General features: G+C 73.6%; 22 protein-coding genes. 12 read left to right on the top strand and 10 right to left on the bottom strand.

Annotated elements, in window-relative coordinates; translation table 11 throughout:
* Positions 1-164 precede the first annotated feature (164 nt).
* The 3 genes from PV410_RS21265 to PV410_RS21255 all read left to right on the top strand — a co-directional run bounded on the left by PV410_RS21265 (position 165) and on the right by PV410_RS21255 (position 3,628).
* Positions 165-863 (top strand): response regulator transcription factor, encoded by a 699-nt coding sequence (locus PV410_RS21265; protein ID WP_500326721.1) that lies wholly within the window; start codon positions 165-167, stop codon positions 861-863.
* Positions 860-2,227, top strand: a complete 1,368-nt coding sequence (locus tag PV410_RS21260) for a sensor histidine kinase (protein WP_500326719.1) — start codon at positions 860-862, stop codon at positions 2,225-2,227. The genes PV410_RS21265 and PV410_RS21260 overlap by 4 nt, the downstream gene beginning before the upstream one ends.
* Positions 2,228-2,617: 390 nt before the next feature.
* Positions 2,618-3,628: an aldo/keto reductase gene (locus tag PV410_RS21255; RefSeq protein ID WP_500326718.1), complete on the top strand. Its 1,011-nt coding sequence runs from the start codon at positions 2,618-2,620 to the stop codon at positions 3,626-3,628.
* Between the two features lie 24 nt (positions 3,629-3,652).
* On the opposite strand, the gene PV410_RS21250 is transcribed toward PV410_RS21255, so the two are convergent.
* Positions 3,653-4,156: a GNAT family N-acetyltransferase gene (locus tag PV410_RS21250; protein WP_500326717.1), complete on the bottom strand. Its 504-nt coding sequence runs from the start codon at positions 4,154-4,156 to the stop codon at positions 3,653-3,655.
* Between the two features lie 53 nt (positions 4,157-4,209).
* Positions 4,210-5,379: an apurinic/apyrimidinic endonuclease family protein gene (gene xylA, locus PV410_RS21245; protein ID WP_499513646.1), complete on the bottom strand. Its 1,170-nt coding sequence runs from the start codon at positions 5,377-5,379 to the stop codon at positions 4,210-4,212.
* Positions 5,380-5,452: 73 nt separating this feature from the next.
* Here xylA and xylB point away from each other — a divergent pair, with 73 nt between their 5' ends.
* The 3 genes from xylB to PV410_RS21230 all read left to right on the top strand — a co-directional run bounded on the left by xylB (position 5,453) and on the right by PV410_RS21230 (position 9,241).
* On the top strand, positions 5,453-6,865 hold the full coding sequence (xylB, locus tag PV410_RS21240) for a xylulokinase (protein WP_500326714.1): 1,413 nt from the start codon (positions 5,453-5,455) through the stop codon (positions 6,863-6,865).
* A 165-nt stretch (positions 6,866-7,030) separates the two neighbouring features.
* A complete protein-coding gene (locus PV410_RS21235; protein ID WP_500326837.1) occupies positions 7,031-8,182 on the top strand; it encodes an ROK family protein in 1,152 nt (383 codons plus the stop codon).
* 171 nt (positions 8,183-8,353) lie between these two features.
* Entirely contained in the window at positions 8,354-9,241 is an 888-nt protein-coding gene (locus tag PV410_RS21230) for a prohibitin family protein (protein ID WP_500326712.1), read from the top strand.
* A 90-nt stretch (positions 9,242-9,331) separates the two neighbouring features.
* Here PV410_RS21230 and PV410_RS21225 read toward each other — a convergent pair whose 3' ends face one another.
* Both PV410_RS21225 and PV410_RS21220 read right to left on the bottom strand, forming a co-directional pair.
* Positions 9,332-10,621 (bottom strand): L,D-transpeptidase, encoded by a 1,290-nt coding sequence (locus tag PV410_RS21225; RefSeq protein ID WP_500326710.1) that lies wholly within the window; start codon positions 10,619-10,621, stop codon positions 9,332-9,334.
* 249 nt (positions 10,622-10,870) lie between these two features.
* The gene (locus tag PV410_RS21220) at positions 10,871-11,266 is read right to left on the bottom strand and encodes a hypothetical protein (RefSeq protein WP_500326708.1); all 396 of its coding nucleotides are present in this window, start codon (positions 11,264-11,266) and stop codon (positions 10,871-10,873) included.
* Positions 11,267-11,454: 188 nt separating this feature from the next.
* Here PV410_RS21220 and PV410_RS21215 point away from each other — a divergent pair, with 188 nt between their 5' ends.
* Positions 11,455-11,742: a hypothetical protein gene (locus PV410_RS21215; RefSeq protein ID WP_500326706.1), complete on the top strand. Its 288-nt coding sequence runs from the start codon at positions 11,455-11,457 to the stop codon at positions 11,740-11,742.
* 67 nt (positions 11,743-11,809) lie between these two features.
* Here PV410_RS21215 and hutH read toward each other — a convergent pair whose 3' ends face one another.
* The 5 genes from hutH to PV410_RS21190 all read right to left on the bottom strand — a co-directional run bounded on the left by hutH (position 11,810) and on the right by PV410_RS21190 (position 17,733).
* Positions 11,810-13,390: a histidine ammonia-lyase gene (hutH, locus tag PV410_RS21210; RefSeq protein ID WP_500326835.1), complete on the bottom strand. Its 1,581-nt coding sequence runs from the start codon at positions 13,388-13,390 to the stop codon at positions 11,810-11,812.
* A gap of 126 nt (positions 13,391-13,516) precedes the next feature.
* Positions 13,517-14,668 (bottom strand): GGDEF domain-containing protein, encoded by a 1,152-nt coding sequence (locus PV410_RS21205; protein WP_500326704.1) that lies wholly within the window; start codon positions 14,666-14,668, stop codon positions 13,517-13,519.
* Positions 14,669-14,767: 99 nt separating this feature from the next.
* On the bottom strand, positions 14,768-15,571 hold the full coding sequence (locus tag PV410_RS21200) for an enoyl-CoA hydratase/isomerase family protein (RefSeq protein WP_500326702.1): 804 nt from the start codon (positions 15,569-15,571) through the stop codon (positions 14,768-14,770).
* A 70-nt stretch (positions 15,572-15,641) separates the two neighbouring features.
* On the bottom strand, positions 15,642-16,664 hold the full coding sequence (locus tag PV410_RS21195) for an adenylate/guanylate cyclase domain-containing protein (protein ID WP_500326834.1): 1,023 nt from the start codon (positions 16,662-16,664) through the stop codon (positions 15,642-15,644).
* A gap of 226 nt (positions 16,665-16,890) precedes the next feature.
* Entirely contained in the window at positions 16,891-17,733 is an 843-nt protein-coding gene (locus PV410_RS21190) for a biotin--[acetyl-CoA-carboxylase] ligase (RefSeq protein ID WP_500326700.1), read from the bottom strand.
* Positions 17,734-17,950: 217 nt separating this feature from the next.
* Here PV410_RS21190 and PV410_RS21185 point away from each other — a divergent pair, with 217 nt between their 5' ends.
* The 4 genes from PV410_RS21185 (at position 17,951) to PV410_RS21170 (ending at position 20,612) form a co-directional block, all read left to right on the top strand.
* Entirely contained in the window at positions 17,951-19,540 is a 1,590-nt protein-coding gene (locus PV410_RS21185) for an acyl-CoA carboxylase subunit beta (protein WP_500326698.1), read from the top strand.
* A 15-nt stretch (positions 19,541-19,555) separates the two neighbouring features.
* Positions 19,556-19,762, top strand: a complete 207-nt coding sequence (locus PV410_RS21180; protein WP_500326696.1) for an acyl-CoA carboxylase subunit epsilon — start codon at positions 19,556-19,558, stop codon at positions 19,760-19,762.
* Between the two features lie 92 nt (positions 19,763-19,854).
* Positions 19,855-19,986 (top strand): morphogenic membrane protein MmpB, encoded by a 132-nt coding sequence (gene mmpB, locus PV410_RS21175; RefSeq protein ID WP_499513634.1) that lies wholly within the window; start codon positions 19,855-19,857, stop codon positions 19,984-19,986.
* A gap of 14 nt (positions 19,987-20,000) precedes the next feature.
* On the top strand, positions 20,001-20,612 hold the full coding sequence (locus PV410_RS21170; protein ID WP_500326693.1) for a Maf family protein: 612 nt from the start codon (positions 20,001-20,003) through the stop codon (positions 20,610-20,612).
* Positions 20,613-20,643: 31 nt separating this feature from the next.
* On the opposite strand, the gene PV410_RS21165 is transcribed toward PV410_RS21170, so the two are convergent.
* Positions 20,644-21,114: a hypothetical protein gene (locus PV410_RS21165; RefSeq protein ID WP_500326691.1), complete on the bottom strand. Its 471-nt coding sequence runs from the start codon at positions 21,112-21,114 to the stop codon at positions 20,644-20,646.
* A gap of 394 nt (positions 21,115-21,508) precedes the next feature.
* On the opposite strand from PV410_RS21165, the gene PV410_RS21160 reads away from it, so the two are divergent.
* Entirely contained in the window at positions 21,509-23,281 is a 1,773-nt protein-coding gene (locus tag PV410_RS21160; RefSeq protein WP_499513631.1) for an acetyl/propionyl/methylcrotonyl-CoA carboxylase subunit alpha, read from the top strand.
* Positions 23,282-23,406: the final 125 nt, after the last annotated feature.

Raw genomic sequence — 23,406 nt, 5'->3', positions numbered from 1 at the left:
TGGGAATGCCACGACCTGTTCCTCCCTCCGCCCGGCCGGTCCGCCGGGCACCGCCCGCATCGTGGCGGACGGACGCAAGGACGGCGTTGGCGGAATGTTCGGGGAGTGTCAGGATCCCCGCCGCCCGCGGGGCCGCGGGGATCCGGGTGGCTAGCATCGGGGCCATGGCGGAAGAACGAGGCCTCGTCCTGGTCGTCGAGGACGAACGGCACATCGCCGACCTGCAGCGGCTGTACCTGACCCGGGAGGGCTTCGGCGTCCACGTGGAGACCGACGGGCCCTCCGGGCTCGCCGCGGCACGCCGGCTGCGGCCCGTGGCGATCGTGCTCGACATCGGACTGCCCGGGCTCGACGGCACGGCGTTCTGCCGTGCGCTGCGCGACGAGGGGGACTGGACGCCGGTCCTCCTGGTCACGGCACGCGACGAGGAGGCCGACCGGATCCTGGGCCTGGAACTGGGCGCGGACGACTACGTCACCAAGCCCTTCTCGCCCCGCGAACTCGTCGCCCGCGTCAAGACCGTCCTGCGCCGGGTGGACGGCCCGCCCCGCGGCGGACGCCCGCGCACCCTGGGCCCGGTGGCACTGGACCCGGTGCGCCGGACCGTCCACAACGACGGTGAGCCGCTCACCCTGACCACGACGGAGTTCAACCTCCTGGCGTGCCTGATGGGCCACCCCGGCCAGGTCTTCACCCGTGACCAGCTGCTCGCCCACGTCTGGGGCGCCCCGGACTACCGCGAGGGCCGTGTGGTCGACGTCTACGTCTCCCAGCTGCGCTCCAAACTCGGCGACCCCTCCCTGATCCGTACGATCCGCGGCGTCGGCTACAGCGCCGCCCCACCCCGCCCGGCCCCGGCATGACCCCTCGCGGTTCGCTCGCCGGGAACCTCGTGCTGCTCACCACCGCCGTGGCGGCCGTCGCGATGCTGCTGGCCGGGCTGGCGTCGTGGCACACGATCCGCACGACCGCCGAGGCGCAGGAGCGCGACCGGCTCGCACGGCAGGCCGACGTGCTCAGCCGTACCCCGGCGCTGTCGTCCCTGCTGCTCGAACGCGAGCAACGGCTGGCCGGGTCGAACGGCGTCGAGCTCGCGGTGGTCGCGCCGGACGGTACGACGGCAGGGCCGGCGGCGCCCGCCGTCACCACGGCCGTGCTCGCGGCGCTGCGCGGCGGGGACTCCGCCTCGGCGACGGCCGCCCTCGGCGGGCGTGCCGTGCTGGTGGAGGGCCATCCGTCCGCGGGCGGCGGCGCGGTGGTGCTCACCAAGCCCTTCACCGCGGTCGACGACGCCGCCGCCCGCATCCGCGTCGCCCTCGCGCTGCCCCTGGCCGCCGGTCTGGCGGGCGCGGGCGCAGCCGGTGCGCTGCTGGCCCGGCGCCTGGCCCGTCCCCTGACCGCGGCGGCCCGCACCGCCCACCGCCTCGCCGCCGGCGAGCGCGGGCTCGCCCTGCCGGACGACGGCCCGGCCGAGGTCGCCGAACTGTCCGCCGCGCTCACCGCCCTTGACACCGCCCTCGCCCGCAGCGAGAACCGGCAGCGCGCGTTCCTGCTCTCGGTGTCGCACGAGATCCGCACCCCGCTGACCGCCGTACGCGGTTACGCCGAGGCCCTCGCCGACGGGGTGATCGGCCCCGACGGCCTCCCCGCCACCGGCCGCACCCTGCTCGCCGAGACGGGCCGTCTCGACCGCTTCGTCCACGACCTGCTGGACCTCGCCCGCCTGGAGGCCGACGACTTCCGGCTCGACGCCGCGCCGACCGACCTCGACGCCCTCGTCGAGGACGCCGGCGCCGTCTGGGCCGACCGCTGCGCCCGCCACGACGTGCGTTTCCGCCTCGAACGCCCGGGCCGCCCGCTGCTCGCCGACACCGATCCCTTCCGGGTCCGCCAACTCCTCGACGGCCTGGCCGAGAACGCGCTGCGCGTCACCCCGGCCGGCCGCCCGCTCGTGCTGGCGCTGCGCGCCGAGGGCGGCGGCGAGGGCAGCGAGGCCGTGTTCGAGGTCCGCGACGGCGGCCCGGGACTGACCGAGGACGACCTCACCGTCGTCTTCCAGCGCGCCGCCCTCGCCACCCGCTACCGCGGCGTCCGCCCCGTCGGCACCGGCCTCGGGCTCGCCATCGCCCACCGCCTCACCACGGTGCTGGGCGGCACCATCTCCGCCGCGTGCACCTCCCCCGAGGGCGGTGCCTGCTTCACGGTGCGGTTGCCGACGCGCACGTGAGCACGTGGGTGCGGCGCCGTCGTGGTTGCGGTGCGTTGTCGTGTGCGGGTTGCTTGCGCCTGCGGCGGGCGGTTTCCCCGCCGCCCGCCCTCCCCCGGCCGAAGGCTGGGGGAGACGAGCGGGGAACCCGGCGCCGAATGATGTGGTCGTAAACCGCGAGCGCTGTGGGGGTCCCCCCGGCCGAAGGCTGGGGGAGTGCGCCGGCGCGGCCCCGACCCAGGCACACGGAGCGCAGGCCCGCACTGACCACGCCGGGCAATCGGGAGGGAGGGCGGGGCAGCCCGCCGCAGGCGCAACGCACCCGCACACAAACACCGGCCGCAACCACAACCCCCCGCCCCGGGCACCGCACTTGCCGGGAGTCCACTCGAAGAGGTTCGCTGGTACTCCATGAGGTACACACAGCTCGGCCGCACCGGCCTCAAGGTCAGCCGCATCGTCCTGGGGACGATGAACTTCGGCGGGCAGACGGACGAGGCCACCAGTTACACGATCATGGACGCCGCGCTGGACGCGGGGGTCAACTTCTTCGACACGGCGGACATCTACGGCACCGCCGAGGACAAGGGCCTGACGGAGAAGGTCATCGGCTCGTGGTTCGCGCGGGGCGGGGGCCGCCGCGACAAGGTGGTGCTGGCCACGAAGGTCTACGGGAACATGTCGGCGGACGGGAAGGCGTGGCACGAGGAGTCGTGGCCGAACCACGACCGGCTCAGCGCCCTCAACATCCGCAGGGCGGTCGAGGCCAGCCTGCGGCGGCTCGGCACGGACCACATCGACGTCTACCAGTTCCACCACGTCGACCGGCGCACCCCGTTCGAGGAGATCTGGCAGGCGGTGGACGTGCTGGTCCGCCAGGGCAAGATCCTCCACGCGGGGTCGTCGAACTTCCCCGGTTACAAGATCGCGCGGGCCAACGAGGCGGCCGCGAACCGCGGTTCGATGGGCCTGGTCAGCGAGCAGTGCCTGTACAACCTGGCGGAGCGCCGCGCCGAGCTGGACGTGATCCCGGCGGCGCAGGAGTACGGGCTCGGTGTGATCCCGTGGTCGCCGCTGCACCAGGGGCTGCTGGGCGGCGCGCTGCGCAAGGAGCGGGAGGACGGCGGGGCCCGCACCAAGGTGGGCCGGTCGGCGGCGGGGCTGGCCGACCCGGTGGTCCGGGCGCGGGTGCAGGCGTACGAGGACCTGCTCGGCAAGCACGGACTGGAGCCCGGCGAGGTCGCGCTGGCCTGGCTGCTGACCCGGCCCGGGATCACCGGGCCGATCGTGGGGCCGCGCACGCCGGAGCAGTTCTCCTCGGCGTTGCGCGCGGTGGACCTGGAGCTGGACGAGGAGCTGCTGGCGGGTCTCGACGAGATCTTCCCCGGACCGGGCCCCGCCCCGGAGGCCTTCGCCTGGTGACCGGGTCCGGTGGCGCCGGCCCGATCAGGCCCGCGCCACCGCGAGCCGCTTCGTCAGCACGCGCTCGGGGCGCCCGTCCGGCATGACCCCGCCGGGGCCCCCGTCGTCCGCGAAGCCGTTGCGCACGTAGAGCGCCGTCGCCGCCGTGTTGCCCTCCGCGACCGCGAGGTGGAGCAGGGCGACGCCCGCGGTGCCCGCCGCCCACTCCTCGACGGCCCGGATCAGCAGGTCGGCGACGCCGCGGCCGCGGGCCTCGCCCGCCACCCACATCGAGATCAGCTCGGCGCTGTCCGGCAACTCGCCGGGCACGCCGCTGGCCATGCCGCGGGGCCGGCCGTCCACGAGGGCGACCAGGTTGTACGAGCCGGGCAGGGCGAGCCGGTCGCGCCAGCGTTCCTCGCGGTCGCCGTCGCCCTGCCAGTCGGCGAGCCGGGCGCCGAAGGCGTGCGGCGCGTCGGCGAGTGCGGTGAGCCGCAGCTCCCGCCAGAGCGGCCAGTCGTCGGGGGTGAGCACGCGCAGTTCGATCACCCCCGCAGGGTGCCGCCGGGCCGGGCCCGGCGGCAACCCGGTTTCCGCGGGGCTCAGCGGGTGCCGAGCAGGTGGTCCATCGCGAGCTGGTCGAGCTGCTCGAAGGCGGACCCGCGGGTCGCGACGGCGTCGGCGTCGAACTCCTCGTAGGCGCCCCGGTCGGCGAGCAGGTCGGCCAGGGACTCGCCCTCGCCGAGGGTCGGCTGCGCCAGCTGGTCCAGGCGGGCGGCCTTCAGCGCGTCCTGCACGGCCGGGTCGGCGCGGAACGCGGCGGCACGGTCCTTGAGGATGAGGTAGTTGCGCATGCCGCCGGCGGCGGACGCCCACACACCGTCCATGTCCTCGGTCCGCGGGGGCTTGAAGTCGAAGTGGCGCGGGCCCTCGTAGCCGGCCGACTCCAGCAGGTCGACCAGCCAGAACGCCGAGCGCAGGTCGCCGGCGCCGAAGCGCAGGTCCTGGTCGTACTTGATGCCGGTCTGGCCGTTGAGGTCGATGTGGAAGAGCTTGCCGTGCCACAGCGCCTGGGCGATGCCGTGCGGGAAGTTCAGCCCGGCCATCTGCTCGTGACCGACCTCGGGGTTGAGGCCGACGAGCTCGGGGTGGGCCAGCTCGTTGATGAACGCCAGCGCGTGGCCGATGGTCGGCAGCAGGATGTCGCCGCGCGGCTCGTTCGGCTTGGGCTCGATCGCGAAGCGCAGGTCGTAGCCCTGCTCCAGGACGTACTCGCCGAGGAGGTCGAAGGCCTCCTTGAAGCGGTCGAGGGCGACCCGCACGTCCTTGGCGGCACCGGACTCGGCGCCCTCGCGGCCGCCCCAGGCGACGTAGACCTTGGCGCCCAGCTCGGCGGCGAGGTCGATGTTGCGGATGGTCTTGCGGAGCGCGAAGCGCCGGACCTCGCGGTCGTTGGCGGTGAAGCCGCCGTCCTTGAAGACCGGGTGCGTGAAGAGGTTGGTGGTGGCCATCGGCACCTTCAGGCCGGTGGCGTCCAGGGCCTGGCGGAACCGCTTGATGTGGCCCTCGCGGGCGGTGTCGTCCGAGCCGAAGGGGATCAGGTCGTCGTCGTGGAAGGTGACGCCGTACGCGCCGAGCTCGGCCAGCCGGTTGACGCTCTCGACGGGGTCGAGGGCGGGCCGGGTGGCGTCGCCGAAGGGATCGCGGCCCTGCCAGCCGACGGTCCAGAGACCGAAGGTGAACTTGTCCTCGGGGGTGGGGGTGAAACTCATCGCGGCGGCTCCTATTCGTAAGACCACTGAACAAATTAATATGCCATCGCCGCTTTGTGAAGGGAGCCGCAGGATGGGTAACGGACCGATCGCGCTGGGTGTGGACAGCTCCACCCAGTCGACCAAGGTGCTCGCAGTCGACGTGGAGACGGGCGAGGTGCTGGCCAGGGGACAGGCCCGGCACACGGTGAGTGAGGGCGCGGGCCGCGAAACCGACCCCGAGGTGTGGTGGCGTGCGCTCGGCGCCGCGCTCGCCCAGATCGGGCCGTACGCGGAGCGCGCCGACGCCATCTCGGTCGGCGGCCAGCAGCACGGCCTGGTCGTCCTCGACCCGGTCGGCCGGCCCCTGCGGCCCGCCCTGCTCTGGAACGACGTGCGGTCCGCCCCGCAGGCCGCCGCGCTGGTGGAGCGGCACGGCGCCGCGTACTGGGCGGAGCGCTTCGGCAGCGTGCCCGGCACGAGCTTCACCGTGACCAAGTGGGCCTGGCTCACCGAGCACGAGCCGGAGACCGCCAAGGCCGCCGCGGCCGTGCGCCTCCCGCACGACTTCCTCACCGAACGGCTCGGCGGCGCCGGCGTCACCGACCGGGGCGACGCCTCCGGCACCGGCTGGTGGGCCACCGACACCGAGACGTACGACGAGGCCCTGCTCGCCGAGATCGGCCTCGACCCGGCCCTGCTGCCCCGGGTCCTCGGCCCCGGCGAGGCTGCGGGGGTCACCCTGCCCGGGCTGCCGCTGCGCGAGGGCGTCCTGGTCGGCGCGGGCACCGGCGACAACGCCGCCGCGGCCCTCGGCCTCGGGCTCCTCCCCGGTCAGCCCGCGCTGAGCCTCGGCACCTCCGGCACGGTCTACACCCCCGCCGCCACCCGGCCCACCGACCCCACCGGCATCGTCGCCGGCTTCGCGGGCGGGCACGGCGACTGGCTGCCGCTGGCCTGCACCCTCAACTGCACCCTCGCCGTCGACAAGATCGCGGGGCTGCTCTCCCTGGACCGGGAGGCGGTCGAGCCGGGCGGCGGCACGGTCCTGCTGCCCTTCCTCGACGGCGAGCGCACCCCCAACCTGCCGTACGCCTCCGGGCTGCTCACCGGGCTGCGGCACGACACCACCCCCGGGCAAATCCTCCAGGCCGCGTACGACGGCGCGGCGTACGCCCTGCTCACCGCACTCGACCAGGTGCTCGCGGTCGACGGCACCACCTCCGACGAGCCCCTGCTGCTCATCGGCGGCGGCGCCCGCGGCACGGCGTGGCGGGAGACCGTACGCCGTCTGTCGGGACGGGCCGTCCGGATCCCCGTCGCGGACGAGCTGGTCGCGCTGGGCGCGGCCGCGCAGGCCGCCGGCCTGCTCACCGGGGAGTCCCCGCAGGCCGTCGCCCGCCGCTGGGACACCACGGCCGGCCCCTCCTACGACCCCGTCCCGCGCGACGACGCCGCGCTCGACCGCCTCGCGGCGGCGCTGGCCGACTCCTTCGACGTGCGGTGAGCCCGTCGCCCCGCCCGGGGTCCGGCCGCCGGGCGGGGCGTGCGAGGGTGGGGGCAGGACGACGTTGACCAGGACGGATGACGGACGAGAGCGGAAGGGGACCGGGGCGTGGCGGAAGGGCCGGGGTCGCAGGCGGGGTTGCGACGGCGGAATCTGGCGCTGGTGATGCGAGCCGTGGCGGAGCACGGCGAGGTCTCGCGCGCGGCCGTCGCCGCCGAGGTCGGGCTGACCCGGGCCACCGTGTCGACCCTCGTCGACGAGCTGCTCGCGGCCGGCCTGCTGGTGGAGCTGGGCACCCAGCGCCCCGGCACGGTCGGCCGCCCCGGCACCGCCCTGGCGCTGAACGACACCGGTCCGGCGGGCCTCGGCGCCGAGGTCGGGGTGGACCACCTCGCCGCCGTCGCGGTCGACCTGCGCGGCACCGTGCGCGCCCGGGCCCGCGTCGAGGCGGACAACCGCGGCCGTCCGGCGCCGGAGGTGCTGCGCGAACTCGCGGCGCTCGTCGGCGAGGTGCGGCAGGAGGCGCGGGCCGCCGGACTGAGCGCGGCCGGACTGACGCTCGCCGTGCCGGGCCTGGTCGGCCGGGACCGGCAGGTCGTGATGCGGGCGCCGAACCTCGGCTGGGAGGACGTCGACGCCGCGGGCTGGTTCGACCGGGCAGGGGCCGACGGCCTGGCCGGAGCCCGCATCCCGGTCACCGTCGAGAACGAGGCCAACCTCGGCGCCCTCGCCGAGCTCTGGCTGGGCGGCCACGAGGGCGTCACCGACTTCGTGCACGTCTCGGCGGAGATCGGCATCGGCGCGGCGCTGGTCGTCGACGGCCGGCTGTTCCGCGGCGCGCGCGGCTTCGCCGGGGAGCTCGGCCACGTGCCCGTGCACCCGACGGGCCCGCGCTGCTCCTGCGGGGCCCGCGGCTGCCTGGAGCAGTACGCGGGCGAGGAGGCCGTGCTGCGGGCCGCGGGCATCGCCCCGGAGCGGCCGGACGCGCTCAAGGCCCTCCAGGCGGCCGCCGTGGAGGGGGACCCGGCGGCGTTGAAGGCGCTCGCGGCCGCCGGGCAGGCCTTCGGGATCGCGCTGAGCGGCGCGGTCAACCTGCTGGACCCGCAGGCCGTCGTGCTGGGCGGCACCCTGGCCTCGCTGGCGCCGTGGCTGCGCTCGGCCGTCGAACGCGAGCTGGGCCGCCGCGTGACGGACCGTCAATGGCGCACGGACGCCGTGCGGGTGTCCCGGCTGGGCCGCGAGGGCGTGCTGCTCGGGGCGGCGTACAGCGTGGTGCGCTCCGTCCTGGACGACCCCCAGGCGCTGCGGACGCGGTAGCCCGCCGGGGCGCCGCCCCGCCAGGGCCCGCGTCCGGACCCGGCGACAGCCTCGCAACGGCTCGTCACAGCTCGTCACACGAGGTACGGAACCGTCACCTCGGGCCGTTACGATGCGCTGCGCGGCGCGGCCGGGGGGCGGCGCCGGTCCGTGTTCCGGAGGGGGATCCCTGTGTTCGTGCTGTCCATCCTGCTGCTCACGGCGGCGGTCGTGCTGTTCTTCGTCGCCCGGGGCCAGAGCTCCGTCGGCTGGAAGCTGGGAGCGGCGCTCAGCGCCCTGGCGGGCGTGCTGGCCGGCGTCTTCGCGTGCGTCCACGTCGTGAGCGCCTACGAGGTCGGCGTCCCGGTGACCTTCGGCAAGGTCGGCTCCCCGCTGACCTCCGGCATCCACTTCAGGTCGCCGTTCACCGACGTCACGTCGTTCTCCACGCGCCCGGTCGACCTCGATCTGCATGACAAGGACGTGGTCGAGGTGCGCTCCTCGCAGGGCGGGGTGCTCTACGCCGACGTGACCATCAAGTGGGCCGTGGTGCCCGCCAAGGCCGTCGAGCTCTACCGGCTGGCGGGCAACGAGGAGGCCATCCAGTCGCGGCTGGTGATGCCGGACAGCCGCGAGATCATCCGCAACGTCTTCGCCAAGCACAGCAGCGAGGAGGGGTACGCCTCCGCCCGCGAGCGGATCGGGTCGGAGATCGACGCCCTGATCAAGCAGCGCCTCGCCCCGCGCGGCATCGACGTCACCGCGGTGAACCTGCGCAACGTGCGGCCCTCCGACCAGTTGCAGGAGCAGATCGACAAGAAGATCCAGCAGCAGCAGGCCACCGAGCGGGCCGTCGAGGCGTCCAGGACGGCCAAGGCCGAGGCGGAGCGCAAGCGGATCGAGGCGGAGGGCATCGCGAGCGCCAACCGGATCATCGCGCGGTCGCTGAGCGACAAGGTGCTGTACAACCAGTGCCTGGACGCCTACCGCGAGGCCGCGAAGTCCAATCCCGTGTACGCGGTTCCCTGCGGCACGGGCGCGAACGGCTCCCCGGTCATCGTGGACGGCACGAAGGACTGACGGCCCGCGCGAGGAGGGCGCGAAGGACGCCACAGGGGCCCGGAACCTCATGGTTCCGGGCCCCTGTCGCCGTCCGGGGCGGGAGCGGTCTCAGACCGCGCTGCCGGCCTTCCAGGCGCTCCAGTTCATGTTCCAGCCGTTGAGGCCGTTCGCCGGGTCGACGGTCTTGTCCTTGGAGTTCTTCACGATCACGACGTCGCCGACGATCGAGTTCGTGTAGAACCAGTAGGCGTCGGTGGAGGTGTCCTTGGCGCCCTTGGTGTCGTTCAGGCCCACGCAGCCGTGGCTGGTGTTGACGGCGCCGAACACCGAGTCGGCGCCCCAGTAGTTGCCGTGGATGAAGGTGCCGGACGTGGTCAGGCGGATGGCGTGCGGCACGTCCTTGATGTCGTACTCGCCCTTGCCGTCGTCGTCGGTGAAACCGACCGTGGCGCCGTTCATCCGGGTCTCGGTGAACTTCTCCGACATCACCATCTGGCCGTTGTAGGTGGTGTTCTCGTCCGAGCCGGCGGAGATCGGGATGTTGCGGATGACCTTGCCGTCGCGCACGACCTTCATCCGGTGGGTCGAGGCGTCGACCGTCGAGACCTGGCTGCGGCCGATCTTGAAGCTGACGGTCTTGTCCTGGACGCCGTAGATGCCGGAGGAGCCCTCGACGCCGTCGAGGTTCAGCTTGAGCGTGACGGTGGAGCCGGCCTGCCAGTAGGACTCGGGGCGGAAGTCGAGCCGGGTGGAGTTGAACCAGTGGCCGACGACCTCCTGGCCGCTGCTGGAGGTCACCGCGATCGCCGACTGGACGGCCTTCTTGTCCTCGATCGCCTTGGTGAAGTTGATCGAGACCGGCATGCCCACGCCGACGGTCTGGCCGTTCTCGGGCGTGTAGTAGCCGATGAAGCTGTGCGCGGAGGTGACCGTGGTGAAGGTGGAGTTCTCGGCGGCCTTGCGGCCCTTGCCGTCCTCCGCCTTGGCGGCGATCTTGTACTGGGTCTCCCGCTTCAGCGGGCCGTCGGGCGCCCAGCTCGAGCCGTCCGCGGAGATCGTGCCCTTGACGGCGGAGCCGTCGGCGACCGAGGTCATGGTGACGCTGGTGAGCTCACCGTCGGTCACCTGCACCTTGGCGCCCGTGTTGATGCTGACGTCGCTGGCGCCGGTCTTCGGGGTGATCGATATTCGGGCGTCCGAGGAGTCCTTGGCCGCCTGCTCGTCGACCGAGGCCTGCGACTTGGCGTTGTTGTCGGAACCGGCCGTGCCCGCCTTGTCCCCCCCGCAGGCGGTCAGCGAGATCGCCCCGACGGCGAGCAGCGCCAGAGCTGCCAGCCCGGCTCGCCGCTTGCGCGAGGGACTCGTGTCGGTGGCTGTGCCGGTCTCGGCGCGCTTCACACAGATCTCCAATGTCTTCCGGTACGCGTTTCCCCCGGCCCGCGTGCGTCGCGGGCCACGGCCCTCGATCGAGCCTCACTCGTACGTCCAGGAACTGCCAGGGTCTTTGGTCCGTTCCCCCACCCCGGGAAGTGTGGGGAAGAACACGTGCGTGACGCACGTGACATGGGCGCGGTCACGCGGCCCGTGCGAAACCCCGGACCCGTGAGGGGCCCGGGGCGGGTGAGTCACGCACTGCCGAAGACGCGTTCAGCGTCCCTGCGGTTCCTCCTCCTCGATGTCGGCTTCGTCCGCCTCGTCGTCCACCTCGTCGTCCACCTCGTCGTCGTAGAGGTCCCACTCGTCGGAGTCGGGGTCGTACTCGGTGTGGGCACAGGACCAGGACGCTTGCACCAGTTCGATCCCCGGCACGCTGGTGACCAGGTCGAACGGATCGACCAGGTAGGCCAGCGCCTCCGACTCGTCCTGCCGCACCGACGCCTCGGCGTGCTGCCGCTCGTCGTCCGGCATGTACTCGTCGCCGCCGATCTGGTCCAGCGCGGCGTCGGTCAGCTCGCCGGACCCGGTGATCTCCAGGACCAGCTCCACCTGGAGCCGCACGTAGCGCGGCCCGCTCTCCCCGGTGGGGATGTCAGTAGTGCTCATGTGACGGAGCGTATGCGGGGGAACGGCCCCCGTTGCGCAGGCAGTCCGCTTCCGCGCGGAAGGATACCCGCGGCGGCCCTCCGCGAACCCGCGGAAGCTCCGGTTCCGGGGTCGAACTTCCCTCAGCGGCGGTTGTCTCACTACCATCGGCCTTCACGGTCAAGTCGCCGCAACCGCTGGGGGATCCGTTGACCTCGCACCGTCCACCCGCCTTCGTCGCCGTCACGGCTGCCGCCGTCCTCGGCGCCCTGTACTTCGTGCCCAACGCGTCCGCCAGTGCCGAGCACACGGCGAACACGAGCGCGCAATCGTCCGTTTCCACCGCCACCACCGGGTCGGGCACCGACCCGGGACAGCACCTGGCGGACACCGGCAGCGTCGACACCACGCCGTACCTGGTCGGCGGGACCGCCTTCCTCGGCCTGGGCGCGGCGCTCGTGATCAACGCGAGCCGCCGCGCCCGCGAGATGTACTAGGCACTGCCGCCCCGGAACCCGCCCGCCCCGGCCGGAGGCCGGGGCGGTGTCGGTGTCGGGGTGGGGGTCAGGCGAGCGGGCCGGTGACCGACTCGGCCGCCGCCACCAGACCGCCGCCGCGCACGAAGTCGTACGCCGCCTCCAGGTCCGGGGACAGGAAGCGGTCCGGACCGGGGCCGCCCACTCCGGCCTCGCGCGCCGCCTTCAGCACGGCCTGGGTCGCCGGGGCGGCCACCAGTACCTCGCTGCCCTGCACGCGCAGCTCGACGGCGCGCGACGCGGCCATCAGCTCGACCGCCACGATCCGGGCCAGGTTGTCCACCGCCTGCCGCAGCTTGCGCGCGGCCGACCAGCCCATCGACACGTGGTCCTCCTGCATCGCCGAGGACGGGATGGAGTCCACCGAGGCCGGGACCGCGAGCCGCTTGTTCTCGCTGACCAGCGCGGCCTGCGTGTACTGGGCGATCATCAGGCCGGAGTCCACGCCCGGGTCGTCGGCCAGGAAGGCGGGCAGGCCGTGCGAACGGCTCTTGTCCAGCAGCCGGTCGGTGCGCCGCTCCGCTATCGACCCGAGGTCGGCCGCCGCGATGGCCAGGAAGTCCAGCACGTAGGCGACGGGGGCGCCGTGGAAGTTGCCGTTGGACTCCACCCTCCCTCCCCCAGAGCCTTCGGCCTGGGAGGTACCCCCAGCGAAGACGACCGGGTTGTCGACGGCGGAGACCAGCTCGCGGTCGGCGACCGTCATGGCGTGCGTCACGGTGTCCCGGCCGGCGCCGGCCACCTGCGGGGCGCAGCGGATCGAGTACGCGTCCTGGACCCGCGGTGCGTCGTCCTGGTGGTGCCCGGTGAGCCCGGAGCCGGCGAGCACACGGCGCATGTTCTCGGCGCTGGCCGCCTGGCCGGGGTGCGGGCGGATCGCGTGCAGCTCGGGGGCGAGCACCTTGTCGGTGCCCAGCAGCGCCTCCATCGACAGCGCGGCGGTGACGTCGGCGGCGGTGAACAGCCGGCGCAGGTCGTCGATGGCCATCACGAGCATGCCGAGCATGCCGTCGGTGCCGTTGATGAGGGCCAGGCCCTCCTTCTCGCGCAGCTCGACGGGCTCGATGCCGTGCTCGGCCAGCAGCTCCGCGGCGGGGCGCACGACGCCGTCGGGGCCCTCCGCCTCGCCCTCGCCCATCAGGACCAGCGCGCAGTGCGACAGCGGTGCCAGGTCGCCGGAGCAGCCCAGGGAGCCGTACTCGTGGACGACGGGGGTGATGCCGGCGTTGAGCAGCGCGGCCATCGTCTCGGCGACGACCGGACGGACACCGGTACGGCCGGAGGCCAGCGTCTTCAGCCGCAGGAACATCAGCGCGCGCACCACCTCGCGCTCCACGTGCGGGCCCATGCCGGCGGCGTGCGAGCGCACCAGGCTGCGCTGCAGCTGCACGCGCAGCTCGGGGCTGATGTGCCGCACCGCGAGCGCGCCGAAGCCCGTCGAGACGCCGTAGACCGGCTCCGGTTTCGCCGCCAGGGCCTCCACGACCTCGCGCGCCGCGGCGATCCCGGCCAGCGCCTCCGCCGACAGCTCGACCCGCGCACCACCGCGGGCCACCGCCAGCACGTCCTCCGCCGCGGCCCCGTGGGCCCCGATCACCACGTTATGCATACTCATATTCACGAACCCTACGGACTGAATCGCAACCTGTCACGTGCCCGACGGGCCTCTTCCGCGCGGCCCCCGCCGCACCCGCCGGCCCGTCCCATGGTGCGCTCCCCGGGCCCCGGGCCGGCTTCAGTCCCGCCCCCGGAAGCGGCGCCGCTCCACGTCATGGCCCGCGGGCTGGTCGGCGAGCCGGACCACCGGGTCCTCGGGCGCCCCGCGCCCGGCGACCACCGGCTCCACCGAGTGCAGGGCCTTCGCCCGGTACTGGGCCGCGTCCGCCAGCCGGAACAGCCGGCGCCCCGAGGTCACCACGCCGATCTCGGCGTCCGTGGACGCCACCCCGACCGCCACCCCGTCGCCCAGCCCCAGCCACTTGGTCCGCACGCACAGCTCCTCGGCGACCGCCACGACCTGCTCCGCGCGGTGCCCGACCGACAGCAGGCAGAACTCGTCGCCGCCCAGCCGCGCGACCAGGCTGCCCTCCAGTGCCGCCCCGCACAGCGACAGCACGGAGCCGAAGCCGACCAGCAGCCGGTCGCCGACCGCGTGCCCGAGCTGGTCGTTGACCCGTTTGAGCCCGTTGAGGTCGCAGACCATCAGGCTCACCGGGGTCCCGTCGGCCCGGTGCCGTTCCACCGCCTCCTCCAGCCGCTGGTCGACCGCCCGCCGGTTGGCCAGCCCGGTCAGCGGGTCGGTGAAGGCCAGCCGGCGCACCTCCGCCAGCCGCTCGGTCTGGGCGATCCCGGCCGCGGTGAGCGCCGCGAGCACGGTCGCGAACTCGGCGTCGTCCCGGTCGAAGACCGGCCGCCCGGCGCCCCGGGCCACGTACAGCTCGCCCCAGGCGAGCCCGTGCAGCATGATCGGCGCGACGACGCAGGAGGTGCGGCCGCGCCGCCGCAGCGTGGCCACCCGCTGGTGGCAGTAGGCGCCAGTACGGCCCGCCGCCGGGCCCTCGGCCGTCTCGATCCAGGCGTGCGGCTCGCCGCCCTCGGTCCACTTGGCGTGCAGGAACTCCACGATCTCCGGGAAGTCCGCGACCGAGTACACCTCCTCGACGGGCTGCGGCTCCTCGCCGGGCGCCAGGTCCCCGTCGTTGACCAGCACCCGCAGCCGTCCCCGGTCGCGCTCCCAGCGGGAGATCGCCGCCATGGAACCGCCGAGGGCGATCCGCGCCGAGGACGCGGCGGCGACGGCCGCCTCCATGGGCGACTTCGCCGCCGCCACCGCCCGCGCGAGTTCGGCGACGGCGCGCAGTCGAGCGTCCCCGCCGGTGCCGTTCATGCGCCCGTCTCCTGTCGCCCGCAGACTTTTTACCAGTTTGCGACGTTCGCACGGCCCCGCACGTTACGCGCCCGTCGGCGCGGTCGTTTTCCGCCTCAATCACTCACCCGGCCACACCGGGTCGCGCTTCTCGTTGAAGGCCGCGACACCCTCGGTGCGGTCCCCGGAGAAGGCGACCGTGCGCCACGCGGCGTCCTCGACGTCCAGCCCGGTCCGCAGGTCGGTGCCCTGGCCCAGCCGCAGCGCCCGCTTGGCCGCACGCAGGCCCACCGGCGAGTTCCCGGCGATCCGCGAGGCCAGGCCGAGCGCCTCCACGCGGTCCTGCCCCTGCTCCGCGAGCACGTCCACCAGACCCAGCGCCAGCGCCTCCGCCGCGGGCACCCGGCGCCCGGTGAAGATCAGCTGCGCCGCCCGGGCCGCGCCCACCCGGCGCGGCAGCAACTGCGTGCCGCCGCCACCGGGGATCACGCCCACCGTGACCTCCGGCAGCCCCACGACGGCCGTCGGGTCGGCGACGATCACGTCGCACGCCAGCGCCAGCTCGTACCCGCCGCCGAGGGCGAAGCCGTGCACCGAGGCCACGGACGGCATCGGCAGTTCCAGCACGGCCGTGTAGGCGGCCCGCGTGTACGGGCGCTGCCGCGCGAGGTCGGCGTCGGTGAAGGAGTTGCGCTCCTTCAGGTCGGCGCCCACGCAGAACGCCCGCTCGTGGGTCGAGGTGAGCACGGCACAGCTGACCGACCGGTCGGCGGACAGCGCCGCGCACGCCTCGGTGACCGCCCGGGCCATGTCCGTCGAGATGGCGTTCATCGCCTTGGGCCGGTCCAGCACCAGTTCCGCCACCCGCCCGGCGTCACCGTGCCTGCGTACCGCCACCCACTCGCCAAACCGCTGCTCGGCCATCGCGCCGCCACCTCCGGGTCGCTGTTAACGATCGTGAACCGTCGACCGCCAGCGTAGTGGGCGTGCCCGCTCAGCCGCCGCGGCGGTTCAGCAGCCAGGGCTCGACCACGCCGAGACCGCGCACCGGCCGCCGCCACATGGGCTGCAGCCCGAAGCGGTACTTCTCCTCCGACCCGGGCTCGAGCTCCGCCTCCGACTCGGGTGCCTCGCCCGCCGCGACGAGCGCCTGCGCCAGCTCGCCGTCGACGAGCACCGCGTCCCGTGGCGCTATCGAGGTCAGCCGGCTCGCCAGGTTCACCGTGGTGCCGAAAACGTCGCCCATGCGGGTCGTGACGGTGCCGAAGGCCATGCCGACGCGCAGCGCCGGCATCGTCTCGTCGCCGTTCATCGTCTCGATCAGCCGCATGCCGATCTCGGCGGCCGTGCCGGCGTCGTCCGCGACGAACAGCACTTCGTCACCGAGGGTCTTGATGAGCCGTCCGCCGTGCGCGGCCACCTGGTCGGCGGCCGTGGTCTCGAAGGCCTCGACCAGCTCGCCGAGTTCCTCCTCCTCCAGCCGCCGGGTGAGCCGGGTGAAGCCGACGAGGTCGGCGAAGCCGACCGCCAGCCGGCGGTCGACGGCCTCCTCGTCGTCCGAGCGGACGACCCGGCTGGTGGCGGCGGCCAGCTGGCGCCGCCACACGTAGGTGAGGAACTCCTCCAGCTCCGGCAGCAGCAGCTCGACCAGCGGATACGCCACCTCGCCCCGGGTCATGCCGGGTTCGGGCGGCTCGGTGAGCTCCTCCAGGAAGGAGTCGGTCTGCCACTCGGCCAGCCGGGCCGTGGTCTGGCCGGTGGAGCGGGCGACCTGGATCGCCGTGCTCTCGCTGATCAGCCCGGCCTCGACCAGACCCGCCAGGCGGCGCAGCGCCAGGACGTCGGCCTCGGTCAACGCGCGTGCCTGGCCGATGTCGGCGAAGCCCATCGCGCGCCAGAACCGGGCGGCGAGGTCCATCGAGACGCCGGCGCTGCGGGCCGCCTGAAAAGGTGTGTAGTGCCGTCCGGAGCCCAGGATCAGGTGCTCCAGGCGCAGTGCGATCGGGTCCTCTTCGATGGCGTGGGACCGGGTGGATCCGCCCCGTTCCTCGGGCTCCTCGCGCTCGTCGCGCTCCTCGTGTTCCGCCTGTTCGCGACGAGGCCCCCCCGGCTCCTCGTGCGGCGGGAGGTCGCTCGCGTCGTCCACGGTCACCGCCCGCCCCCTCCTGGGTCCCTGCGCACCGGCCCTTCCGATCACCGCGTCGGAGGCTGCCGCCTCAACAATACGGCAGGTGTGGCCTGGCTCACTGTCCCGCCGGCCGCACGTGGACGACGTCGCCCGCGGCGACCGCCCGCTCGCCCTCGCCGGTCGCGACGACCAGCCGCCCGTCGTCGTCGACGGCCACCGCCCGCCCGCCGACCTCGCCCCCGCCGGGGAGTTCGGCGCGCACGGTGCGGCCGAGCGTCACGCAGCCGGCGGCGTACGCCTGCTGCAGCCGGGAGCCGGCCGGATCGCCGTCGGCGCGCAGCCACTCGCCGTACCAGTCGGCCAGGGAACGCAGCACCGCGCGCAGCAGCGGGTCGCGGTCGGTGACCTTGGCCCCGGCGAGCATGAGCGAGCCCGCGGCCGGGACCGGCAGCTCCTCCTCGCGGAGGGTGACGTTGAGGCCGATGCCGATCACCACGGCGTCGTCGCCGACGCGCTCGGCGAGGATGCCGCCGGTCTTCCGTTCCTCGCCGTCGACGGTGACGAGCACGTCGTTGGGCCACTTCAGCCCGGTGTCCACGCCCGCCGTCCGTGCCACGGCGGTGGCCGTCGCCACACCGGCCAGCAGGGGCAGCCAGCCCCAGCGCCGGGGCGGGACGGAGGCCGGCCGCAACAGCACGGAGAAGAACAGCCCGGAGCGGGCGGGGGCCCGCCACTGGCGGTCCAGGCGGCCGCGCCCCGCGGACTGCTCCTCGGCGACCAGCACCGCGCCCTCGGCGGCGCCCTCCCGGGCCCGGGCGCCCAGGTCGCTGTTGGTGGAGCCGGTGGAGCCGACCACGTCCAGGTCGGTCCACAGGCTGTCGGGGGTGACGATCGCGCGGCGCAGGGCGGCCGCGTTGAGCGGCGGCCGCTCGAGGTCGGACCAGCGGTTCGAGGTCATACCTCCCAGCGTAGGGTCTGCCCTCCGGATCGCCGTGGACGCGCCCGCCAGGGCCCGGGACGACGCGGCGGCCGGGAAGGCGGACCCTGGGAGTGGAGTGTGGCCAACGCCGCACTGACCGGGCAGCATCCGCGCGGTTACGCTACGAAAACAGCATTACTCGCCAGTCACGTCACACCCTCAGAACGACCCGACGAGAGCAGGAGAGCCGCCTCCCATGGCCGAGCCGGAGATCGACATCCACACCACCGCGGGGAAGCTCGCGGACCTGCGCCGCCGCGTTGACGAGGCGACCCACGCCGGCTCGGCGCGCGCGGTGGAGAAGCAGCACGCCAAGGGCAAGCTGACCGCGCGTGAGCGCATCGAACTGCTGCTGGACGACGGCTCCTTCGTCGAACTGGACGAGCTGGCCCGGCACCGCTCGACCAACTTCGGCCTGGAGAAGAACCGCCCCTACGGGGACGGCGTCGTCACCGGCTACGGCACGGTGGACGGCCGCCCGGTGGCGGTCTTCTCGCAGGACTTCACCGTGTTCGGCGGCGCGCTCGGCGAGGTCTACGGCGAGAAGATCGTCAAGGTCATGGACTGGGCGCTGAAGACCGGCTGCCCGGTCATCGGCATCAACGACTCCGGCGGCGCGCGCATCCAGGAGGGCGTCACCTCGCTCGGCCTGTACGGCGAGATCTTCCGCCGCAACACCCACGCGTCCGGCGTCATCCCGCAGATCTCGCTCATCCTGGGCCCCTGCGCGGGCGGCGCGGTCTACTCCCCCGCCATCACCGACTTCGTGGTGATGGTCGACCAGACCTCGCACATGTTCATCACCGGCCCGGACGTCATCAAGACCGTCACCGGTGAGGACGTCGGCTTCGAGGAACTGGGCGGCGCCCGTTCGCACAACACCGTCTCCGGCAACGCGCACCACATGGCCGGCGACGAGAAGGACGCCATCGAGTACGTCAAGGCGCTGCTGTCCTACCTGCCGTCCAACAACCTCCAGGAGGCCCCGGCCTTCCCGCAGGAGGCGGAGCCGGAGGTGTCGGCGGAGGACCTCGAGCTCGACACCCTGATCCCGGACTCGGCGAACCAGCCGTACGACATGCACCAGGTCATCGAGCACGTCCTGGACGACGGCGAGTTCCTGGAGACCCAGGCGCTGTTCGCGCCCAACATCGTGACCGGCTTCGGCCGGATCGAGGGCCACCCGGTCGGCGTCGTCGCCAACCAGCCGATGCAGTTCGCCGGGTGCCTGGACATCAACGCCAGCGAGAAGGCGGCGCGTTTCGTCCGCACCTGCGACAGCTTCAACGTCCCGGTCGTCACCTTCGTCGACGTGCCCGGCTTCCTGCCCGGCACCGACCAGGAGTGGAACGGCATCATCCGGCGCGGCGCCAAGCTGATCTACGCGTACGCCGAGGCGACCGTCCCGCTGATCACCGTCATCACGCGCAAGGCGTTCGGCGGCGCCTACGACGTCATGGGCTCCAAGCACCTCGGCGCCGACCTCAACCTGGCCTGGCCGACCGCCCAGATCGCCGTCATGGGCGCCCAGGGCGCCGTCAACATCCTGCACCGCCGCACCCTGGCCGAGGCGGGCTCCCCGGAGGAGGCGGAGGCGCTGCGCGCCCAGCTGATGCAGGAGTACGAGGACACCCTGCTCAACCCCTACGTCGCCGCGGAGCGCGGCTACGTCGACGGCGTGATCCTGCCCTCGGAGACCCGCACGCACCTGGTGAAGGCGCTGCGGACGCTGCGCAACAAGCGCGAGAGCCTGCCCCCCAAGAAGCACGGCAACATCCCCCTGTAAGGAGCGCGCCCAGCCATGGTGATCAAGGTCGAACGGGGCAACCCGACCCCCGAGGAGCTGGCGGCCGTCGTGGCCCTCGTCCAGGCCCGGGCCGCGGCGGCCGCGGGGCCCGCCGACGGCCCGCGGGCGTCCGACGAGTGGGCCTCCCCCGCGCGCAACGTCCCCGGGCGGATGCTGCGCCCGGCGCCGGCGGCCTGGCGCGCCACCTACTGGCCGCACTGAGCACGGAGCGGACGGAAATGGTCCGCATGCCCGCCCGCGCCTGAGTATCCGTACTCAGGCGCGGGCGTCCGCCACGGCGCAACCTGGACGGCATGCTGTGGTCAGACCCGTCCGACGAACCGCCCGAGGAGATGCGGCAGGCGCAGGCGATGCTGCGCCGCGCGATGATCGTGATCGCCGTCGCCGTCCCCCTGATCACGGCCCTGGTGGCCTGGCGCGGCTGACTACGATGACGGGCATGACCGACAGCAGCCGCAGCCCCCGCCCGCTCGTCCTCGCCTCCGCCTCCCCCGCGCGCCTGGGACTGCTGAAGCAGGCCGGGCTCGACCCGCGGGTCGTCGTCAGCGGCGTCGACGAGGACGCGATCAGCGCGGACACCCCCGCCGAGCTGGCCCGGGTGCTGGCCGAGGCCAAGGCCTCGGTGGTCGCCGCCCAGCTCTCCGACGGCGAGGTGGTCGTCGGCTGCGACTCCGTCCTGGACCTGGACGGCCAGGCGCTGGGCAAGCCGGTCGACGCCGAGGACGCCACGGCCCGCTGGAAGTCCATGCGCGGCCGCTCCGGTGTGCTGCGGACCGGCCACTGCGTCATCGACCTCGCCACCGGCCGCCGGGTCTCGGCCACCGCCTCCACCACGGTGCGGTTCGGCACCCCGGACGACGACGAGATCGCCGCCTACGTCGCCTCGGGCGAGCCGCTGCACGTGGCCGGCGCCTTCACCCTCGACGGCCGTTCCGCGCCGTTCGTCGAAGGCATCGAGGGCGACCACGGCAACGTCATCGGCATCTCGCTCCCGCTGCTGCGCCGTCTGCTCGCCGAGCTGGACCTGCGCATCACCGACTTCTGGGTCTGACCGGACCGGCCGGCCGGCCCGGCCGGCCCGCTCAGACGGCGGCGGGGGCCACCGGCGGCGGGGGCGTGCTCCCGCCGGGCTCGTCGCCCGAACCGGAGGCCGGACCCGGGGCCGGACCGGAGGCCGGGGCCTCCTCCCCCGCGTAGAGCACCAGGGCGAGCACCACGAACCCCAGGATCACCATCATCCCCACGAACGCGGCCCAGCCGACCGGGGCCGCCAGGCCCGCGCCCAGGACCGCGTGGGTCACCGCGCACACGATGAGCACGATCCGGCCGAAGCGGCCCGGCGCCCGGTCGCGCTGCGCCATGCGGACGAGGACGACGGCGCAGCCGATGAGGAAGAGCGCCATCAGCACACCGGCCGCCCACGCGCCCACCGCCATGGCGTCCGGATCGAGCCCGGCCAGGGACATCTGCTGGTGGCGCACGGCTATGCCCATGATCCAGTTGACGAAGGCGAAGCCGAACGCCTCCAGGACCAACAACACAGCCGCCGTCACGGCGACACTTCTGCGCACTCCGCGCCCCCTGTCCCAGGACCCCATTACCGGCGGTATTTCGTGGGCCGAACGCTACTAACGGGTAGGAGTTGCGGCAAGAGTCCGCGCGGCGCCACCCGTATGGGGCGCCGGTCCGGCAAAGATTTCCCCGGGCCTTCGTGGAGTTCCCACAAAAAAAGCGCCACGTCGGTCACGGTGGAGGACGGTGACCCGGCCCACACCCCAGGGCCTCAAGCACCGGGATAAATGGGGCTTTACCGTAGGAAGCCAAGGCATCCGGGTCTCGATTGGGGGCCCGTATCACCCTCCGTGTGGGCAAGCTCACCCCCAGGGGTGCCTCGGCACGAAGTGTCGCCAGTACCTAAACTCTGCTTGTTTCAAGGAGGGAGCCATCGTGCGCAAGGTGCTCATCGCCAACCGCGGTGAAATCGCAGTCCGCGTCGCCCGTGCCTGCCGGGATGCCGGGATCGCCAGCGTGGCCGTCTACGCGGAGCCGGACCGGGACGCGCTGCATGTGCGCGTGGCCGACGAGGCGTACGCGCTGGGCGGTGACACCCCGGCCACCAGTTACCTGGACATCTCCAAGGTGCTGGCGGCCGCAGCCGAGTCCGGGGCCGACGCCGTCCACCCCGGCTACGGCTTCCTGTCGGAGAACGCCGACTTCGCCCAGGCCGTCCTGGACGCCGGGCTCACCTGGATTGGTCCCCCGCCGCAGGCCATCCGTGACCTCGGCGACAAGGTCGCCGCCCGCCACATCGCCCAGCGCGCCGGAGCGCCCCTGGTCGCCGGCACCCCCGACCCCGTGTCGGGCGCCGACGAGGTCGTGGCGTTCGCGCGCGAGCACGGCCTGCCGATCGCGATCAAGGCCGCCTTCGGCGGCGGCGGCCGCGGACTGAAGGTCGCCCGAACCCTGGACGAGGTCCCCGAGCTGTACGAGTCGGCCGTCCGCGAGGCCGTCGCCGCCTTCGGCCGCGGCGAGTGCTTCGTCGAGCGTTACCTCGACAAGCCCCGGCACGTGGAGACCCAGTGCCTGGCCGACAGCCACGGCAACGTCGTGGTCGTCTCCACCCGGGACTGCTCCCTGCAGCGCCGCCACCAGAAGCTGGTGGAGGAGGCCCCCGCGCCCTTCCTGACCCCGGAGCAGAACGCCCAGCTGTACGCGGCGTCCAAGGCCATCCTCAAGGAGGCCGGCTACGTCGGTGCCGGCACCTGCGAGTTCCTGGTCGGCACGGACGGCACCATCTCCTTCCTGGAGGTGAACACCCGTCTGCAGGTCGAGCACCCGGTCACCGAGGAGGTCACCGGCATCGACCTGGTCCGCGAGATGTTCCGCGTCGCCGACGGCGAGGAGCTCGGCTACGACGACCCGCCGCTGCGTGGTCACTCGTTCGAGTTCCGCATCAACGGCGAGGACCCCGGCCGGGGCTTCCTCCCCGCCCCCGGCACCGTCACCCGTTTCGACGCGCCCACCGGCCCCGGTGTGCGTCTGGACGCGGGTGTCGAGGCCGGCAGCGTGATCGGCCCCGCCTGGGACTCCCTGCTGGCCAAGCTGGTCGTCACCGGCGCCACCCGGCAGCAGGCCCTGCAGCGCGCCGCGCGCGCCCTGGCCGAGTTCCAGGTCGAGGGCATGGCCACCGCCATCCCGTTCCACCGCGCGGTGGTCGCCGACCCCGCCTTCGCGCCCGAGGTCCACGGCAAGCCCGGTCCTTTCACCGTCCACACCCGGTGGATCGAGACCGAGTTCGTCAACGACATCAAGCCCTTCGCCGCCCCGGCCGACGCCGAGGAGGACGCCGAGCCCGGCCGCGAGACCGTGGTGGTCGAGGTCGGCGGCAAGCGGCTGGAGGTCTCCCTGCCCGCCTCGCTGGGCATGACCCTGGCCCGCACCGCCGCCGCCGGCGGTGCCCGCCCCAAGCGCCGCGCCACCAAGAAGGCCGGCTCCGCCGCCTCCGGTGACTCCCTGACCTCCCCGATGCAGGGCACGATCGTCAAGATCGCCGTCGAGGAGGGCCAGCACGTCAACGAGGGCGACCTCGTCGTGGTGCTGGAGGCGATGAAGATGGAGCAGCCCATCAACGCCCACCGCGCCGGCACCATCAAGGGCCTCACCGCGGACGTCGGCTCCTCCGTCTCCTCGGGTGCCCTCCTCTGCGAGATCAAGGACTGACATCCCGTCCGCGGACGGCAGCACGAACGCCGCGGGGCCAGGTCGGCGATCCGGGCGGCCTGCTGCTCCCCGGCCAGTTGGGCGGTGCGCAGCGGGGACATGCCCGACACGCTGCCACCCGACTG

The organism is Streptomyces sp. PA03-5A, assembly GCF_033792725.1.
Taxonomy (GTDB): domain Bacteria; phylum Actinomycetota; class Actinomycetes; order Streptomycetales; family Streptomycetaceae; genus Actinacidiphila.
The sequence above is the reverse complement of the archived record's forward strand: the minus strand, read 5'-3'. Positions and strand labels throughout refer to the sequence as shown.

Excerpts from the sequence above, each read along its gene's own strand:
- PV410_RS21235 (WP_500326837.1), top strand. The coding sequence starts at position 7,031 with ATGCGAGCCGTGGCGGAGCACGGCGAGGTCTCGCGCGCGGCCGTCGCC.
- xylB (WP_500326714.1), top strand. The coding sequence starts at position 5,453 with ATGGGTAACGGACCGATCGCGCTGGGTGTGGACAGCTCCACCCAGTCG.
- PV410_RS21205 (WP_500326704.1), bottom strand. The coding sequence starts at position 14,668 with ATGAACGGCACCGGCGGGGACGCTCGACTGCGCGCCGTCGCCGAACTC.
- PV410_RS21185 (WP_500326698.1), top strand. The coding sequence starts at position 17,951 with ATGGCCGAGCCGGAGATCGACATCCACACCACCGCGGGGAAGCTCGCG.
- PV410_RS21190 (WP_500326700.1), bottom strand. The coding sequence starts at position 17,733 with ATGACCTCGAACCGCTGGTCCGACCTCGAGCGGCCGCCGCTCAACGCG.
- xylA (WP_499513646.1), bottom strand. The coding sequence starts at position 5,379 with ATGAGTTTCACCCCCACCCCCGAGGACAAGTTCACCTTCGGTCTCTGG.
- PV410_RS21200 (WP_500326702.1), bottom strand. The coding sequence starts at position 15,571 with ATGGCCGAGCAGCGGTTTGGCGAGTGGGTGGCGGTACGCAGGCACGGT.
- PV410_RS21180 (WP_500326696.1), top strand. The coding sequence starts at position 19,556 with ATGGTGATCAAGGTCGAACGGGGCAACCCGACCCCCGAGGAGCTGGCG.
- PV410_RS21220 (WP_500326708.1), bottom strand. The coding sequence starts at position 11,266 with ATGAGCACTACTGACATCCCCACCGGGGAGAGCGGGCCGCGCTACGTG.
- PV410_RS21260 (WP_500326719.1), top strand. The coding sequence starts at position 860 with ATGACCCCTCGCGGTTCGCTCGCCGGGAACCTCGTGCTGCTCACCACC.
- PV410_RS21170 (WP_500326693.1), top strand. The coding sequence starts at position 20,001 with ATGACCGACAGCAGCCGCAGCCCCCGCCCGCTCGTCCTCGCCTCCGCC.
- PV410_RS21265 (WP_500326721.1), top strand. The coding sequence starts at position 165 with ATGGCGGAAGAACGAGGCCTCGTCCTGGTCGTCGAGGACGAACGGCAC.
- mmpB (WP_499513634.1), top strand. The coding sequence starts at position 19,855 with ATGCTGTGGTCAGACCCGTCCGACGAACCGCCCGAGGAGATGCGGCAG.
- PV410_RS21255 (WP_500326718.1), top strand. The coding sequence starts at position 2,618 with ATGAGGTACACACAGCTCGGCCGCACCGGCCTCAAGGTCAGCCGCATC.
- hutH (WP_500326835.1), bottom strand. The coding sequence starts at position 13,390 with ATGCATAACGTGGTGATCGGGGCCCACGGGGCCGCGGCGGAGGACGTG.